Origin of the sequence: Virgibacillus profundi, from assembly GCF_002287375.1 — a bacterium.
GTDB lineage: Bacteria > Bacillota > Bacilli > Bacillales > Amphibacillaceae > Virgibacillus_K > Virgibacillus_K profundi.
The window spans coordinates 107,337-122,963 of the sequence record NZ_NPOA01000005.1 but is presented as its reverse complement, the minus strand read 5'-3'; the positions used below and the strand labels follow the sequence as shown (position 1 = coordinate 122,963).

The window sequence follows — 15,627 nt, the reverse complement described above, 5'->3', positions numbered from 1 at the left end:
TATCATTTGTGGATTATACACGCAGTATGTGGTTCACATTTACAATAGTGAATGTTGAACATTTTTATAATCGGGTGGGAGAGGGACGCAACAACTATGAGGAGATCAAATGCCTTATAACAGACAACAACCAATCCTCAAAAATGAAAGCAATTTCCGCACGGAAGTCACTGCTGGATTAATTGGGTATCTTACTACAGTATACATCGTAGTAGTCAATGGGTCTATACTTAGTGAAGCAGGAATTTCATTGGAAAGTGGTATGATTGCTACTATTTTGGCAAGCTTTTTCGGTACACTGCTGATGGGGATATTTGGCAGGCTGCCATTAATTCTGGTTCCTGGTATGGGAATCAATGCTCTTTTTGCTTATTCCATTGTGGAAGGTACTCAATTAACTTTTCAGGAAGGACTTGCAGTGGTCTTAATCGCTGCTATAGTCTTTTTAATTACAGCCTTTAGTAAATTGGGAATATTACTGAGAGATACGGTACCGAATTCATTAAAGCACGCAATTAGTGTTGGTTTGGGATTTTTTCTAATATTAATTGGTTTGGAAAAAAGCGGATTGGTCGTAAGTGGGGAAAATACGATCATTGCAATTGGGGACTTTACTTCACCAACTTTTATTGTAAGCTTACTAACATTATTCATTGCGATATTTTTATTTATGAGAAGTATTCCTGCTAACTTTCTGATTACCATGATCAGTGGTACCATTCTTGCCTACCTTTTTGGCGTAATGGAAACTAGTAATAACGCTGTGAATATTAGCTTTAATGAAGTTTTATTTATCCCTTCATTTACGGCAATTGATGAACTGTCATTTTGGCTGGCAATCTTTCCACTTGCGATGATTCTCATATTTGAAAATATGGGGTTATTACATGGACAGCTTCATATGCTAAAAAGAAGTAAAAGCTATAGTAAAGCCTATCAGGTCACTGCTCTTTCAACACTTACCTGTGCTTTTCTTGGTACATCACCGACAGTTTCTGCCGCTGAAAATGCTGCTATTATCACATCTAAAGGTAAAACAGGAAAAGCAGCGGTAACAGCAAGTATATTGTTTCTGGCTACTATTTTTATTATTCCATGGATTTCAATGATACCTAATTCAGCAATTAGTCCTATATTAATCATTGTAGGGGTACTCATGGCTCAAAGTATTCGCCACATCCCGATCGATGATTTATCAGAATCATTACCTGCATTTTTAATTGTGGTTATGATTCCTTTCACTTATAGCATTGCTGATGGAATGGCATTTGGGTTTATTGCTTATCCAATCGTGAAAATTGCTTTGGGTAAACATAAAGAGCTGCCAATACCATTAGTCATTATCTCATTACTGTTCCTATTTGATTTCATTATGAAAATCACCGGAATATAAAAAATTCGCCTTTCAGGAGGCGAATTTTTTAATTTATATTATTACTTAGGAGCTTTAAAAATTAAATGCTGTAGATAACTCCAGTTTCCCCGGAATAGCCACGTCCAGCTCCAGCACCCAGCGACTAGCGAAACTTCCCTCACCTCCGTACGATAAGTCAACATCGACTCCCTACGGTCATCGTGTTTCCTTTATCTCCTACGGCTCAGTCCAGTCCGTACGTCGCTAATCGGGCGCTTGCGCTTTTGTTCTTACTCCACTGAAAAAATATAGGAATAAATAGGCTGATTTCCATGATGTACTTCAATTTCTATATCTTCGTATGTTTCTTCAATATAGCCCACGAGTTCTTCAACTTCTTTTTTCTTTACATCCTCACCCTGTAATATTGTGAGGATTTCATCGTCCTCAGTGATCATTTCTTGAAGCAATAATTTTGCAGTTTCCGTCTTTTCATGATGGGTTGCTTTAATTTTACCATCAGCTATTCCCATAAAATTACCATTTTCTATTGTTATACCATCAATTTGTGTATCGCGAACAGCATATGTAACTTGTCCGGTTTTCACTTGTTTTCCAGCTTCATCCATGGCTTCTTTATTTACAGTAATATCGGCCTCCGGATGGAATGCAAGCATTGCACTAATCCCTTGTGGAATCGTTTTCGTCGGTACAACCTGCACATTTTCTTCTGCAAGTTCGGCAGCTTGATCTGCAGCCATTATAATGTTTTTATTGTTTGGCAAAATTAAAATGTTTTTAGCATTTGCTGACTTTATAGCATCTGTAATGTCCTGAGTACTTGGGTTCATAGTCTGTCCACCCTCAATGACAACAGAAGCACCGAGACTTTTCAGTAGAGCAGTTAAACCACTACCCATTGCAACCGTTACAATGGCATACTCAGCTTTTTCTTTTGGTGTTTCCTGTTTTGGTTTGTCTCCAACAATCGCTATATGCTGTTCCCGCATATTTTCGATCTTCATGTTGATCAGACTACCATAGCGTTGACCAAGCGTCATACACGTTCCAGGGTATTCTGCATGGATATGTACTTTTACAATTTCATCATCAGAAACTACTAACAAAGAATCGCCATGTTCACTTAGTTCATTACGAAATGCTTCTTCATCGAACGGATTTTCGGTAATCTTTTCATCTTCAAATTTGACCATGAATTCTGTACAATAACCGAATTCAATTTCAGATGTATCCATAAAATCCTGAGTAGCTTTATGGTGCTCTGCATTTACCATATCTTCCATATCAATATCGGAGGAAGCTTCCTCTGGCAATTCCTCACCCTTAAGGGCTGCCAGAAAACCTTCGTAAATCGTAACAAGACCCTGCCCACCAGAATCAACTACTCCAACCTCTTTTAACACAGGTAATAAATCCGGCGTACGCTTCAATGAAGCTTTAGCCTCTGCTAAAACCATTTCCATTAAAGCGATTACATCCTTTTCTTTTTTCGCTTGATTTACAGCCTCTTTTGCAGCATCTTTTGCCACAGTTAAAATCGTGCCTTCAACTGGCTTCATTACAGCTTTATAGGCTGTAGCAACACCCAAATCAAATGCAGTAGCCAAATCCTTTGCGGTTACTGTTTGCTTCTTTTCCATCCCTCTCGCAAAACCACGGAAAATTTGGGACAGAATAACACCCGAATTTCCTCTGGCACCCATCAGTAAACCTTTGGCAAAGGAATTTGCAACTTCAGAGATGTCATTCGTGTTAAGCTTCTTTACTTCTCCAGCACCGGAAGTCATTGATAAATTCATATTTGTTCCTGTGTCTCCATCAGGGACCGGGAACACATTTAATGCATCTATTTTTTTGGCATTGTTCGTTAAATGGTGTGCCCCAAAGCGCACCATTTGTGCAAAAGTAATGCCATCCAACTTTTGTACCGTCACTATACTTCCTCCTCTTGTAACAAAAAGCAAATTATTACATCGTATAATTTCATTTTAAAAACAAATAAGCAAAGTTTAATCCTTTGCTACTCGGACTCCTTGAATATATATATTAACTGAGTCAATTGCCAATCCCAACGATTGATTTAGTGTATATTTAACCTGTGATTGTACATTATGTGCTACTTCAGATATCTTTGTTCCATAACTTACAATAATGTACATATCAATATGCAAATGATTCTCTTCCTGACGAACAACAACACCTCTTGAAAAATTTTCCTTACGTAATATCTCTGCAAGACCATCTTTAATTTGACTTTTGGATGCCATTCCAACAATACCATAACATTCTACTGCTGCACCACCGGCAATTGTTGCAATAACTTCATTTGTAATTGTTACCTGACCATCATTTGTATTAAGTTCAATGGACATAATAATCCTCCTTAAATACCTACTCTAATAAGCATATTCTACTACATGCAGACCGAATTTTAAAGCGGGGTTTACATTTATGTATAAAAATACCCCTTATTACAATGGATTATTTATTTTAATCTGTCAAGTAATTTTTCTTTATGCTAAATCAAAAAAATATTGCATTTCTTGACGACTTATGGTAAATTATATAAGTATTAAATGACACGTATGAAGAGTAAGGAGTGATTATCATGGCTAGAAAATGTGTTGTTACCGGACGTCAAACCCACACTGGAAACCAACGTTCCCACGCTATGAATTCCAACAAACGTAATTGGAAAGCTAATGTGCAAAAAGTACGTATAATGGTAGATGGCAAGCCTAAACGTGTTTATGTTTCTGCACGTGCCCTTAAATCAGGTAAAGTAGAGCGCGTATAATCTTAAATAAAGTACAGTTTAGCATTAGTTATTAACAAAAAAGCACCCATTGTATACCTGCAATGGGTGCTTTTACTTTTTTATAAATAAAAAAAGAGCTTCTGCCATTTTTTTGACAAAAGCTAAGCTGAATTATTTTTCTTTCTTAAACGTACCAATTATAACCCTCACAAATCCACCGATAAATCTTGGGAGCTTAATAGTATAAAATTTCATGAGTTCGCCCTCCTCTAAATACAAACAAAGCCTACCTTTGAATCGTATCACGACTCTTTACTAGTAATAGTATGCCTTCTTTATACGAAAAAGTACCACTTTTTGAAAGAAGCTTGTTTGATATGCATAGTGTAGAGCCCCAGGAAATGGTTTGGTTTTCTAATGGATAGTAAAAGTCTGATAGCGTTATCCCGCTTACCTCTTTTGTAAAAGGGATAAATGAAATATATGGATACTTTTCACAATAATTAATTGTATGCATACCCGGCGTTGTTAATTCCAATTGATTTAGACTATCTGCAATTACTCCTCTTATTCCTTTATTTACTATAGAGCTTAACAGTTGTATATTTATTAATTCATGATCCAGCCGCCCACCTGTTACTCCAAATAAATAAATTTCGTCTGGATCTAATTCATAAGCTTTTAATAATGCAATCTCCAGATCTGTTTCATTTTTTTCTGAAGGATACTCCTTAAAAAAATTGGTGTTTTGCTGAATAACTTTTTTTTCTTCCTCATTAATCGAATCGAAATCTCCTACAGCGTATTCAATTGGAATTTCATTTGTTACTAATGTTAACGCACCTCGATCTGCACCAATCCAAATATCAATCACATTTTTATATTCTTGGAAATCCGGATGACGTTCAATCGGTCCATTGCCTACAATTGCAACTGACAGCATGTACTTTATTTCTCCTCGGCTGCATTTAAAATATTTTTAATTGCCTGATGCCTGTCTGTTTGATTAAAAATAGCACTTCCAGCTACTAACACATCTGCTCCGGCTTTCGTACATAATTTAGCAGTATCCATATTTACTCCGCCATCCACTTCTATTTCAAAAGTAAGATTCTGCTCATTTCTCCACTTAGCTACTTGCTCTATCTTGTTCAATGTACTCTTTATAAAAGATTGACCACCAAATCCAGGATTAACGGTCATGATCAGAACTAGGTCTATATCTGGTAATATTGGCAGCAGAACTTCAGCAGGTGTTGCAGGATTAATTACAACCCCTGCTTTTACACCATTGTCTTTAATTAATTGAACCGTACGATGCAAATGTGGGCAAACTTCCTGATGCACCGTAATAATTGATGCTCCTGCACTCGCGAACATCGGTATATATGCATCTGGATTTTCGATCATTAAATGAACATCCAATGGTAATGATGTTACTGGTTTAATTGCTTCAACGATTAAAGGGCCAATCGTAATATTCGGCACAAAATGCCCATCCATTACATCTACATGAATATAATCTGCTCCGCCTTTTTCAACATCCTCTATTTCCTTACCAAGTTTTGCAAAATCTGCTGATAATATTGATGGTGCTATTTTCGTCATTTTTAATACCTCGGCTTTCTAGATTGTATTTCTTCAAAAAACTTCATGTAATGCTCATATCTGTAGGTTGCAATTTCCCCTTCTTTCACTGCTTGCTTTACACTGCATCCTGGTTCTTTATGATGCATACAGCCTCGAAACCTGCAAAACTCTTTATCCGCTCTCATCTCGGGAAAACAATCTGTTAATTGCCCCAATTCCAGATTGCTGAAATCCAATGCACTAAAACCTGGAGTATCAGCTACCAGACCTCTACCTACTTCTACAAGCTCCACATGTCTGGTTGTATGCTTACCCCTTCCTAGGCTTTCGGAAATCTCTGCAGTCTTCAGCAGCAGTGAGGGATTTAATGCATTTAAAAGGGAAGACTTTCCAACACCGGACTGCCCGGCAATTACCGTTACTTTATTTTTGAAATAATGTTCTAATTCAGGTAAGCTATTTGGCTTCTTTGACGAAAGCAATTCAACATCATAGCCCACCTTTTCATAATTCTTCTTATAACTCTCAATTTCTTCATTTTTCAAATCATCTATCATATCCATTTTCGTAATAAAAATTACTGGTTTAATATCTTTTGCTTCAATCAAAACGAGAAAGCGATCGAGTAAAAGAGTACTGAAATCAGGTCTGATGGCAGAACTGACAATAATTGCCTGATCAATATTCGCTATTGGTGGACGAACGAGTTCGTTTTCTCTCGGTTTTATTTCCATGATATAGCCCTCATTGGGGTCGTTTATATCGAAGGAAACAAAGTCACCTACCAATGGTGAAATTTTCTTATTACGAAAAACACCTCTGCCTCTGCATTGATAAATTTGTTCACCTGATTTAACGTAGTAAAATCCACTTAAAGCTTTTATTATTTTGCCTTCTGCCATTTATTCACCCTCTTCATAGGAAACTGTTTCTTCTGTTATAACATCATCATCACGCATAACTCTGTATTCTGCAGTTTCACCTGGAGCTATCGTTAGTGTTATCGTATATTCCGTGTCTTCAGTTATTGTATCTTCTTTAAATACATCTGAAATATCAGGATTATTCGCATCTTTCACATAGATTCTTACAATTTGTTCAATTGGTTCTACTTCCGTACCCGGGTCCTGTTCTTCCTCATTCCCCTCGGTTTCAGGGTTATAAGGTACAGTAAATTTACTGGAATGTGTACGAGGTGGTTTTTCCTCAGGCCCTGTTGAAATATATACATTAACTGTAGAGCCTTCCTCTAATTCTGTACCGGATGATGGTTCCTGGCTTATAACCTGCCCCTGGGCAACACTTTCTGAATTATCTCTGATCAGGTTCATTTTTAAATTTTTACTTTCCAGATAATCTTTTGCTTCCTGCTCTGTCATTCCTTTAAGGTTGTTCAGGCTGATCAATTCCGGTCCTAGACTTACTTCAAAGATAACCTTTGTATCACTTGGTACAACCTCTAGATCAGGTGACGGTTGAATCTGTCTTATAATTTCCCCTTGGGGCCGATCCGAATGTTTTTCAATCGGAATAATTTCACTGTATCCCGCATCATTCAGGATTCGTTCCACCTGGTCAAAATCTCTGCCGACATAATCTGCAAATTCTTCTTTTTCTTTCCCCTGACTTACAAATACATCTACAGTTGACTCTTCTTTTCTGGTACTCCCTGCATGCGGATCTGTTCTTACAACTTTCCCTTCCTCAATTTCGTCAGAATAGGTTAATTCTTTTTCCACTTTTAAATTAAGGAGCTCAAATTTCTCCTTAGCGTCTTCATAATCCATTTCTATTACATCCGGAATCTCAACATCCTTTGGTTGTAATAAATCCGGGATTATAAACAATGCGGCAACTCCTGATGCAAGCAACAAAAATATTACAACAAAAATGATAATCCACTTTTTCTTGCGTTTCTTTTCTTTTTTTGGTTTCTTTTTTTTAGATTCTTTTTTCGGTTTTTCATTTTCTGCAAAATTCTTGGTACTAGCATTTGTTTGATGAACCATTGTGTCCTGGTTTTCATTTGGATGCAGCTGATTATCAGTAATAATCGGGATTGCTTTCGTTTCCTCTCCCACTTCAACAGGTGGAGTAAACACTTCTTCATTCATTTTGCTTGGATCCAAAGCAGTTACCAATGCATCATAGATATCGTAAATTGTTTCATAGCGATGAAATGGATCTTTAGCAGTTGCTTTCAGAACGATATTCTCAACACTTTGAGGAACGTCTTGATTATAACGTCTGACAGATGGTGTATCGTTTTGTAAATGTTTTAAAGCAATCGAAACAGGTGATTGCCCGGAGAACGGCAGGCGACCTGTGAGTAGCTCAAAAAGCACAATACCGATCGAATAAACATCAGACTTTTTTGTAGCCATTCCACCTCTAGCTTGTTCTGGTGATAGATAATGAACAGATCCCAAAATTGAATTCGTTTGAGTTAATGAGGTTGCACTTAATGCAATCGCTATTCCAAAATCTGTTACTTTAACTTGTCCATATGTATCAATTAAAATATTCTGTGGTTTAATATCTCTATGTACAATATCATTGGCATGAGCATGTGCTATGGCAGCAGTAATTTGTTTCATAATATCAAGTGCTTCCTGCACATCAAGCGGGCTGTAACGCTGGATATATTCCTTAAGCGTCATGCCATCAACATATTCCATCACCATATATAATATATTATCTTCATCACCTACATCATAAATATTTACAATATTAGGATGAGAGAGACTTGAGGCTGATTGTGCTTCCCGATCGAAGCGGGCTATAAATTCTTCGTCATTGGCATACTCGAGCCGCATTACTTTTATCGCTACGTCACGATCTAATATGGTATCTGTTGCTAAATACACATTAGCCATTCCGCCCCCGCCAATGGTTTCTTTAATTTGATATCTTTCATTTAACATGTGACCATTTAACATGACTGCTCACCTTCTTTCGGTGAAGGGTCATGGTGGATAATAATAAGAGAAATATTATCTTCTCCGCCCCGGTTATTGGCTAATTCAATCATTTTTTCTCCAATAGCGTTAATATTATCCGGTGATTGGATTAACTCAAGCAATTCATTATCCAATACTTTATCCGTAAGCCCGTCAGTACATAATAAAATCTTATCCCCCTGTTCCAGACCGAGTGTCTGGATATCGGCATCTATTTCCTCTTCTGTTCCCAGTGCCTTTAATACAACATTTTTTCTAGGATGACTCAGGGCATCATCTTTGGAAATCTGACCAGACTGAACAAGTGCATTTACAAGTGAGTGGTCTTCGGTTATTTGTTTGAATCCATTATCATTCAAAATATAACAGCGACTATCTCCTATATGTGCAACTGTAATAATATCATCGATGCAAATTGCTATAACAATGGTTGTCCCCATCCCAAAGCATGCTTCATTTTGCAAAGCATGCTGAAAGATCTTTTCATTTATTGTCATTACGGTTTTCGTGAGCCAGGCTTCTGCCTCATCGGGAAAATTTAACTTACTACATGTCGCCCATTCTTCTTTTAAAAAAGCTGTTGCCATTTGACTTGCAACATCCCCGGCTTGATGACCACCCATTCCATCAGCAATAACAGCCATTAATTGTCCACTGGCATTATAAAATATCCCGCCGGAATCCTCATTATGACTTCTTACTTGCCCAGTATCCGTTAAAAATAGTCCCTTCATCATATCCCCCCTTAAAAAACAGTCCAAAACTAAGATTTGTAATTGACTTTAATCTATTTAAAGTATTGCACATTTTTGCTTATAAAAGAACAAATTTCTTCATTTTATTCTTATTAATCTGGTTAGAAAAAAACCATCTGTTCCAAAGCTTTGTGGGAATAACTGTATACCTGCTTCTGTTATGCCCTGAGAACCTTCTAAATGCCCAGGTAATTCCTCGAAAAATTTATGATCGATTTCATAGTTCTCATTTCTTTTTAAAAACTTTTTAACAACATGTTCATTTTCTTCTGTGTCTACAGTACAGGTACTATAGACTATTAATCCATTCTTTTTCAATAATGGTGCAACACTTTCCAGAATATCGAGTTGGATTATGGCAAGTCTCTGAATATCCGATTCCTGTTTATGATATTTAATTTCTGGTTTCCCTCTGATTACACCTAAACCTGAACAGGGTGCGTCGACCAAAATTCTGTCAAAGCTTTCATTCGAATGGATCGTCTGCAGCTGTCTTGCATCAGCCGTATCCGCATTAATAATAGATAGATCCAGTTCTGAAGCTTTATTATCTATTAATTTTACTTTCTTTTTATGCAGATCATATGCATCAATTGTACCTTTATCTTGCATTTTTTCAGCAATATGGGTTGCTTTTCCACCAGGGGCACTGCAAGCATCCAATACATGCATATCTGGTTTAACATCAAGCATTTCGGCTACAAGCATGGAGCTTTGATCCTGAATAGTTATATATCCCTCTTTAAATAATTTGGTTTTAAGAACATTTCCCTTCTCCACAATAATTCCTTGAGTAGAAAAAGCTGAGGGGCTCACTTCAAATCCTTGTTCATTTAGGATCTGCATTGCTTCATCGCGATCGATTTTTAAAGGCTGAACACGAACAGTAATTGCCTTCCTATTCAGGTTTTCCTCACAGATTTCCTTTGCAGTCTCATATCCATATGCATTAATCCAACGTTCTACCAGCCACTGGGGATGGCTTGTTTCTATTGCAAGCCGCTTGGAATCACTTTGTATTGCTTCGGTTTTAGGAACACCTTTTCGCTGTACATTTCTCAACACACCATTTACAAAGGAGGCTGAACCCTTATGCCCTCGCTTTTTAGCTATTTCCACAGCTTCGTGAATTATTGCATGATCCGGTACTTTATCCAAAAACGTCATTTGATAAATCGACATTCTGAGGAGCATTCTTACCCAATCATCCAGTTTTTTCTTTTGCGTAACAAAGCTGTCAATATAATAATCCAATGTTAATTGACGTTGAATTGTCCCATAAACAACTTCTGTTAATAAACCCTCGTCTTTGGGGTTCATTTTATTCATTTTTATTTCATGGTCAAGTATTAAATGACTAAACCCACTATCTTTCTCTATTCGAATTAGCACATCTAGTATTGTATTTCTTAATTGATAATTGCTCATATCATTCACCCATCACTGTACCTATTTTAATTCGATCATTTGAACCTTTTAAATATTCTTCAACAGTCATTCTTTTTTTTCCTGCAGGTTGAATTTCCGTCATTCGTATTCCTTTTTGATTACCACAAACAACTATAAAACCTTTTGTATCTTTATGAATGATTTCCCCTGGAGTACCATCATATGTTGTATTATCAGGCTTTCCCCACCAGAGTTTCATGTTTTTTTCTTCATATGTAGTAAAGGCAACCGGCCACGGATGTAATCCGCGAATGTGATTATAAATTTCCTCATTACTTTTTGACCAATCAATCTTCTCTTGTTCTCTTTTAATATTCGTTGCAAATGTTGCTTTGCTATCATCCTGCTTGATTGGTGCAGTTTTACTTTCAAATAATAATGGCAGTGTTTCAAGTAGTAATTTTGCCCCTGCTTTGGATAGCTTATCATGCATTGACCCAACATGATCAACTATTTCAATTGGAATAGATACCTGTGTAAGCATATCCCCGGCATCCAATTTTTCAACCATATACATGATAGTTATGCCTGTTTCTTTTTTTCCCTGCATGATGGCATAATGAATTGGCGCACCTCCGCGTAATTCCGGAAGTAATGATGCATGAACATTGATACATCCAAATTCAGGAAATTCCAGTAATGCATTTGGCAGTAGCTGTCCATATGCTGCTGTAACAATTAGATCTGGGTTATACTGTAGAATTTCTTCATAATTATCTTTTAACTTCTCCGGTTGAAATACAGGAATCTGATGTTTTGCTGCTTCAACTTTTACTGGTGGGGGTGTGATCACACGTTTTCTCCCCTTAGGACGATCCGGTTGAGAAACAACGAGGACAACCTCATATTCCGAATTCACTAATGTTTGCAAAATAGGAACAGAAAAATCAGGTGTCCCCATAAAAACAACTCGTTTCATATAAATAACCTACTTTCTTTTTATGATTTCTTGCTTTTTATCCTTTGCAATTGACGACATAAAATCAATGGTAGTAGATCTCATTGACCGCTACGGAAACAGCTTCCTTTGCTAACTCTACATAAAATGGTATGGTTGCATGTCTACTGTGATCAGCAGATCTTCTTTACGGGATTCTTCTGCAAATAGATCCAGTATTTTATTTATATAGGAACGTAATTGTGGCTCATTTTTGTATTTTATCATGCATTGGTAGCGATATCTATCTTTCACTCGTAGTATAGGTGATGGCGTGGGTCCTAAAACAACGGTATCATTCTGTATATTTTTCATGAGCAGCTGAACAATCTTTTGTGCCGTCTGGACCGCTTTTACTTTATTCTGATGTGAAATTGTTAATAAAGCCAGAAAAACATACGGAGGATATTGGAATGTTTTTCTTGTAGTCATTTCCTTTTTATAAAAATCATTAAAATTGTATTTACTTGCAAGTTCAATACTGTAATGATCCGGTGTGTATGTTTGAACGATTACTTCACCAGGTAATTCATGTCTGCCTGCACGTCCACTTACTTGTGTTAATAATTGGAATGTCTTTTCAGAGGAGCGAAAATCTGGTAAATGAAGCATCGAGTCTGCTGTTAGGACACCGACTAATGTAACATTCCCAAAGTCCAATCCTTTTGCAATCATTTGTGTACCCAGTAATATGTCTGCTTGTTTTTCAGCAAATTGATTGAGCAATTTCTCATGGGATCCCTTTCTACGGGTTGTATCCACATCCATTCGAATAACACTCGCTTCTGGAATTAGTTTAGTTAAAGCCTCCTCCACACGCTGTGTTCCGGTTCCGAAATAGCGGATTAAATCACTTGTGCATTCCGGACAATTCATGGGCATTGGTTCCTCATAGGAACAATAATGACATTTTAATTGATTGCTATTTTTATGATAAGTTAGTGCGATGTCACAATGTGGGCATTCTTTTACATGACCACAATCCCGGCACATTACAAATGTTGAATAACCGCGTCTGTTCAAAAGTAAAACAATTTGTTCCCCTTTTTGAATACAATGTTCAATTTTATCTTTTAACTCACGGGAAAACATTGTACGATTACCTGCATGTAATTCATCTCTCATATCAACAATTTCAACCTCAGGCATTGCTTTTTCATTTGTACGCTTGCTTAAAGTGGCCAGCTTATAAACACCTTTTTGTGCCCTTGCATAGGATTCAAGTGTCGGGGTGGCACTTCCCAAAATCACTGGACATTCATGTGTCTTCCCGCGATAAATTGCAACATCACGTGCATGATACCTCGGCTGATCCTCCTGCTTATATGTTGTTTCATGTTCCTCATCAATGATAATGATGCCGATATTTTCAAACGGAGCATAAATTGCTGATCTTGCGCCGACAACAACCTGGACTTCTTTTCGTTGGATTCGTCGCCATTCATCGAATTTTTCTCCTGCTGACAATGCACTGTGCATTACTGCAACTTTAGATCCGAATCTCCCCTTAAACCGGTTCACCATCTGTGGGGTGAGTGAAATTTCCGGAACCAGAACAATTGCTTCCTCTCCTTTAGTAATCACATCCTGAATTGCCTGTAAATAAATTTCCGTCTTTCCACTGCCGGTTACTCCGTGTAAAAGGAACACATCATGCCTGTTATTAGCGATATTCTCTTTTATTGGTTTGATTGCAATTTCCTGTTCATCAGTTAGCTCCAGCTCAGTAGTTCTTTGAAAAGCATCATCGTCATATGGATTACGGTATACTTCAACCTGATAGGATTTCAGTAGTGCTTTATCTATTAATATTTTTACTGTTTGATTGGTAGTTTGCAGTCTTTCAAGTAATAATTTCTTCTCAATAGGCTCCGAATTCTCAAGAAAATACTGGAGCAACTGTTTTTGTTTTTTTGCATTTTTGGATAAATCCTGTAATGCTTCCTCTAATAAATGCAGATCACGGGAAGGTGCAATCATGGTCACATGTTTTTTTGTGATTTTAGATTTCACTAAGTAGTCTATCGAAATATCTCCATCCTGTACTGCCTTTTGAAGCTGATAATAACTAATTACCGACCCTTCAAATTCCTCGTATGCTATTACATCTCTTCCGGAAAAAAGCTCTTCCAGATAAGGTGGCAGCTCTGAATCTGTCATTCGCACTAATTCTTTTTTATATTTAGCTTTCAACACCTGTGGCAGCATTGCCTGTAATGCTGTTATATAAAAACTTACAGTTTCATTTGCTACCCATCTACCCAGATCTAGTAATTCAGTAGTAAGTGCTGGTGTTAGATCTAATACATCTGATATTTCCTTTAATTTATCAAAAGCCGATTCTGACGTTCGGTCCACAACAAACCCCATAATTTTTCTTGGACCAAATGGAACAATAACTCTCATACCAATGGACAAGATATCCTGGAATTTTTCCGGTATTAGATAGTCAAATGTTTGGTTTATGGAACTGACAGGAATATCGACGATAACTTTTGCTATATTCACTGGGATTCATCCTTTATATCACGATCAATTAATCTCCATATTTTTTCTGCAACTTCTCTTTTGGAGGCAAGCGTAATTTCATCAGTCTCCTGGTTTTTATTAATATATGTCACAATATTTGTATCTCCACCAAACCCGGCCCCTTCGACTGATACATTGTTAATAGCAACGGCATCCAACTTCTTCTTCTGAAGTTTTTTCATTCCATACGCCAAGGGGTTTGTCGTTTCTGCTGCAAAACCAACCAAATATTGATCTGTTTTTATTTCTCCAAGTGATTGTAGGATGTCTTTCGTTCGCTCCATTTCAATATTCCAATCACCAGCCTGTTTCTTCATTTTCTGATCATAAACCTGCTTCGGACGGTAATCAGCAACTGCAGCAGCCTTAATAACAATATCACTTGACGGAAAATGACTATGCATTGCATCATACATTTCCTCAGCTGTAGTTACATTAATTCTGTTAATTAAATGATTGGATATTTGAAGTGCAACGGGTCCTGCCACAAGTGTAACTTCAGCACCGTAATCAGCAGCCGTTTCTGCAAGGGCAAATCCCATTTTGCCTGATGATCGATTTGTAAAAAAGCGGACCGGATCAATTTGTTCCTGTGTTGGACCAGCAGAAATCAGAACTTTTTTTCCTGTAAGAATCTTATGTGCAGACTGTTGATGATTTTCAACTGCTTTAATAATGCTTTCAGGTTCTTCCAGGCGCCCTTTTCCTACATAGCCACAAGCTAAATAACCATCACCTGGTTCAATAAAATTATATCCCCATTGTTCCAGTTGCTTCATATTGTTAATGACAGCGGGATGTGCATACATATGCACATTCATCGCCGGGGCAATATAAACATCTGCCCTTGTAGCCAATAATGTTGTAGAAAGCATATCATCAGCTATGCCGTTTGCTATTTTTCCAATTATATTAGCAGTTGCCGGGGCAATCAATGCTATTTCTGCCCAATCTGCCAGATCAATATGAGCAATTTTTTGTGGGTCCTTTTCATCGAACGTATCTATATAAACAGGGTTTCTGGATAATGCCTGAAATGTTAAAGGAGAAACAAATTTAGTCGCACTATCTGTCATCATCACTTTTACATTGGCTCCAGCTTGTGTTAATTTACTTGTCAGGGCACATGCTTTATATGCTGCAATTCCACCGGAGACACCTAATAGAATGTTCTTTTTGTTAACCATTTGTGTAACCCCTCTCAACTTATTCTCTAGTTTATTTATATCATAAATACGTAACAACATCTTTTAAAAAGGATTGCAAAGGATATT

At 37.2% G+C, this 15,627-nt stretch carries 14 protein-coding genes; 2 read left to right on the top strand and 12 right to left on the bottom strand.

From position 1 onward, the window contains the following. Positions 1-109: 109 nt before the first annotated feature. The gene (locus tag CIL05_RS08790; RefSeq protein ID WP_095655157.1) at positions 110-1,393 is read left to right on the top strand and encodes an NCS2 family permease; all 1,284 of its coding nucleotides are present in this window, start codon (positions 110-112) and stop codon (positions 1,391-1,393) included. Between the two features lie 251 nt (positions 1,394-1,644). On the opposite strand, the gene CIL05_RS08785 is transcribed toward CIL05_RS08790, so the two are convergent. Both CIL05_RS08785 and CIL05_RS08780 read right to left on the bottom strand, forming a co-directional pair. Next, positions 1,645-3,309: a DAK2 domain-containing protein gene (locus CIL05_RS08785; protein ID WP_095655156.1), complete on the bottom strand. Its 1,665-nt coding sequence runs from the start codon at positions 3,307-3,309 to the stop codon at positions 1,645-1,647. Positions 3,310-3,384: 75 nt separating this feature from the next. Beyond that, on the bottom strand, positions 3,385-3,747 hold the full coding sequence (locus tag CIL05_RS08780) for an Asp23/Gls24 family envelope stress response protein (RefSeq protein ID WP_095655155.1): 363 nt from the start codon (positions 3,745-3,747) through the stop codon (positions 3,385-3,387). A 236-nt stretch (positions 3,748-3,983) separates the two neighbouring features. On the opposite strand from CIL05_RS08780, the gene rpmB reads away from it, so the two are divergent. Further along, positions 3,984-4,172, top strand: coding sequence for a 50S ribosomal protein L28 (rpmB, locus tag CIL05_RS08775; RefSeq protein WP_095655154.1), 189 nt, complete (start codon positions 3,984-3,986; stop codon positions 4,170-4,172). A 132-nt stretch (positions 4,173-4,304) separates the two neighbouring features. Here the strand turns inward: rpmB and spoVM are convergent, their stop codons facing one another. The 10 genes from spoVM to coaBC all read right to left on the bottom strand — a co-directional run bounded on the left by spoVM (position 4,305) and on the right by coaBC (position 15,540). After that, positions 4,305-4,388: a stage V sporulation protein SpoVM gene (gene spoVM / locus CIL05_RS08770; protein ID WP_021291622.1), complete on the bottom strand. Its 84-nt coding sequence runs from the start codon at positions 4,386-4,388 to the stop codon at positions 4,305-4,307. A 31-nt stretch (positions 4,389-4,419) separates the two neighbouring features. Further along, complete coding sequence (locus CIL05_RS08765; RefSeq protein WP_095655153.1) at positions 4,420-5,076, bottom strand: thiamine diphosphokinase; 657 nt, start codon at positions 5,074-5,076, stop codon at positions 4,420-4,422. A 5-nt stretch (positions 5,077-5,081) separates the two neighbouring features. After that, positions 5,082-5,741 carry a ribulose-phosphate 3-epimerase gene (gene rpe, locus CIL05_RS08760; RefSeq protein WP_095655152.1) on the bottom strand — a complete coding sequence of 220 codons (660 nt, stop codon included), beginning with the start codon at positions 5,739-5,741 and terminating at the stop codon, positions 5,082-5,084. Between the two features lie 2 nt (positions 5,742-5,743). Beyond that, positions 5,744-6,625, bottom strand: a complete 882-nt coding sequence (gene rsgA / locus CIL05_RS08755) for a ribosome small subunit-dependent GTPase A (protein WP_095655151.1) — start codon at positions 6,623-6,625, stop codon at positions 5,744-5,746. Continuing rightward, positions 6,626-8,662 (bottom strand): Stk1 family PASTA domain-containing Ser/Thr kinase, encoded by a 2,037-nt coding sequence (gene pknB, locus CIL05_RS08750; protein WP_095655150.1) that lies wholly within the window; start codon positions 8,660-8,662, stop codon positions 6,626-6,628. It lies immediately after the preceding gene. Then, positions 8,656-9,417, bottom strand: a complete 762-nt coding sequence (locus CIL05_RS08745; RefSeq protein WP_095655149.1) for a Stp1/IreP family PP2C-type Ser/Thr phosphatase — start codon at positions 9,415-9,417, stop codon at positions 8,656-8,658. The genes pknB and CIL05_RS08745 overlap by 7 nt, the downstream gene beginning before the upstream one ends. Positions 9,418-9,516: 99 nt before the next feature. Continuing rightward, positions 9,517-10,866 carry a 16S rRNA (cytosine(967)-C(5))-methyltransferase RsmB gene (gene rsmB, locus CIL05_RS08740; protein ID WP_095655148.1) on the bottom strand — a complete coding sequence of 450 codons (1,350 nt, stop codon included), beginning with the start codon at positions 10,864-10,866 and terminating at the stop codon, positions 9,517-9,519. A 1-nt stretch (position 10,867) separates the two neighbouring features. After that, positions 10,868-11,806, bottom strand: a complete 939-nt coding sequence (fmt, locus tag CIL05_RS08735) for a methionyl-tRNA formyltransferase (RefSeq protein WP_095655147.1) — start codon at positions 11,804-11,806, stop codon at positions 10,868-10,870. A gap of 117 nt (positions 11,807-11,923) precedes the next feature. Continuing rightward, on the bottom strand, positions 11,924-14,332 hold the full coding sequence (gene priA / locus CIL05_RS08730; RefSeq protein WP_095655146.1) for a primosomal protein N': 2,409 nt from the start codon (positions 14,330-14,332) through the stop codon (positions 11,924-11,926). Beyond that, positions 14,329-15,540, bottom strand: a complete 1,212-nt coding sequence (coaBC, locus tag CIL05_RS08725) for a bifunctional phosphopantothenoylcysteine decarboxylase/phosphopantothenate--cysteine ligase CoaBC (protein WP_095655145.1) — start codon at positions 15,538-15,540, stop codon at positions 14,329-14,331. The genes priA and coaBC overlap by 4 nt, the downstream gene beginning before the upstream one ends. Positions 15,541-15,627 lie beyond the last annotated feature (87 nt).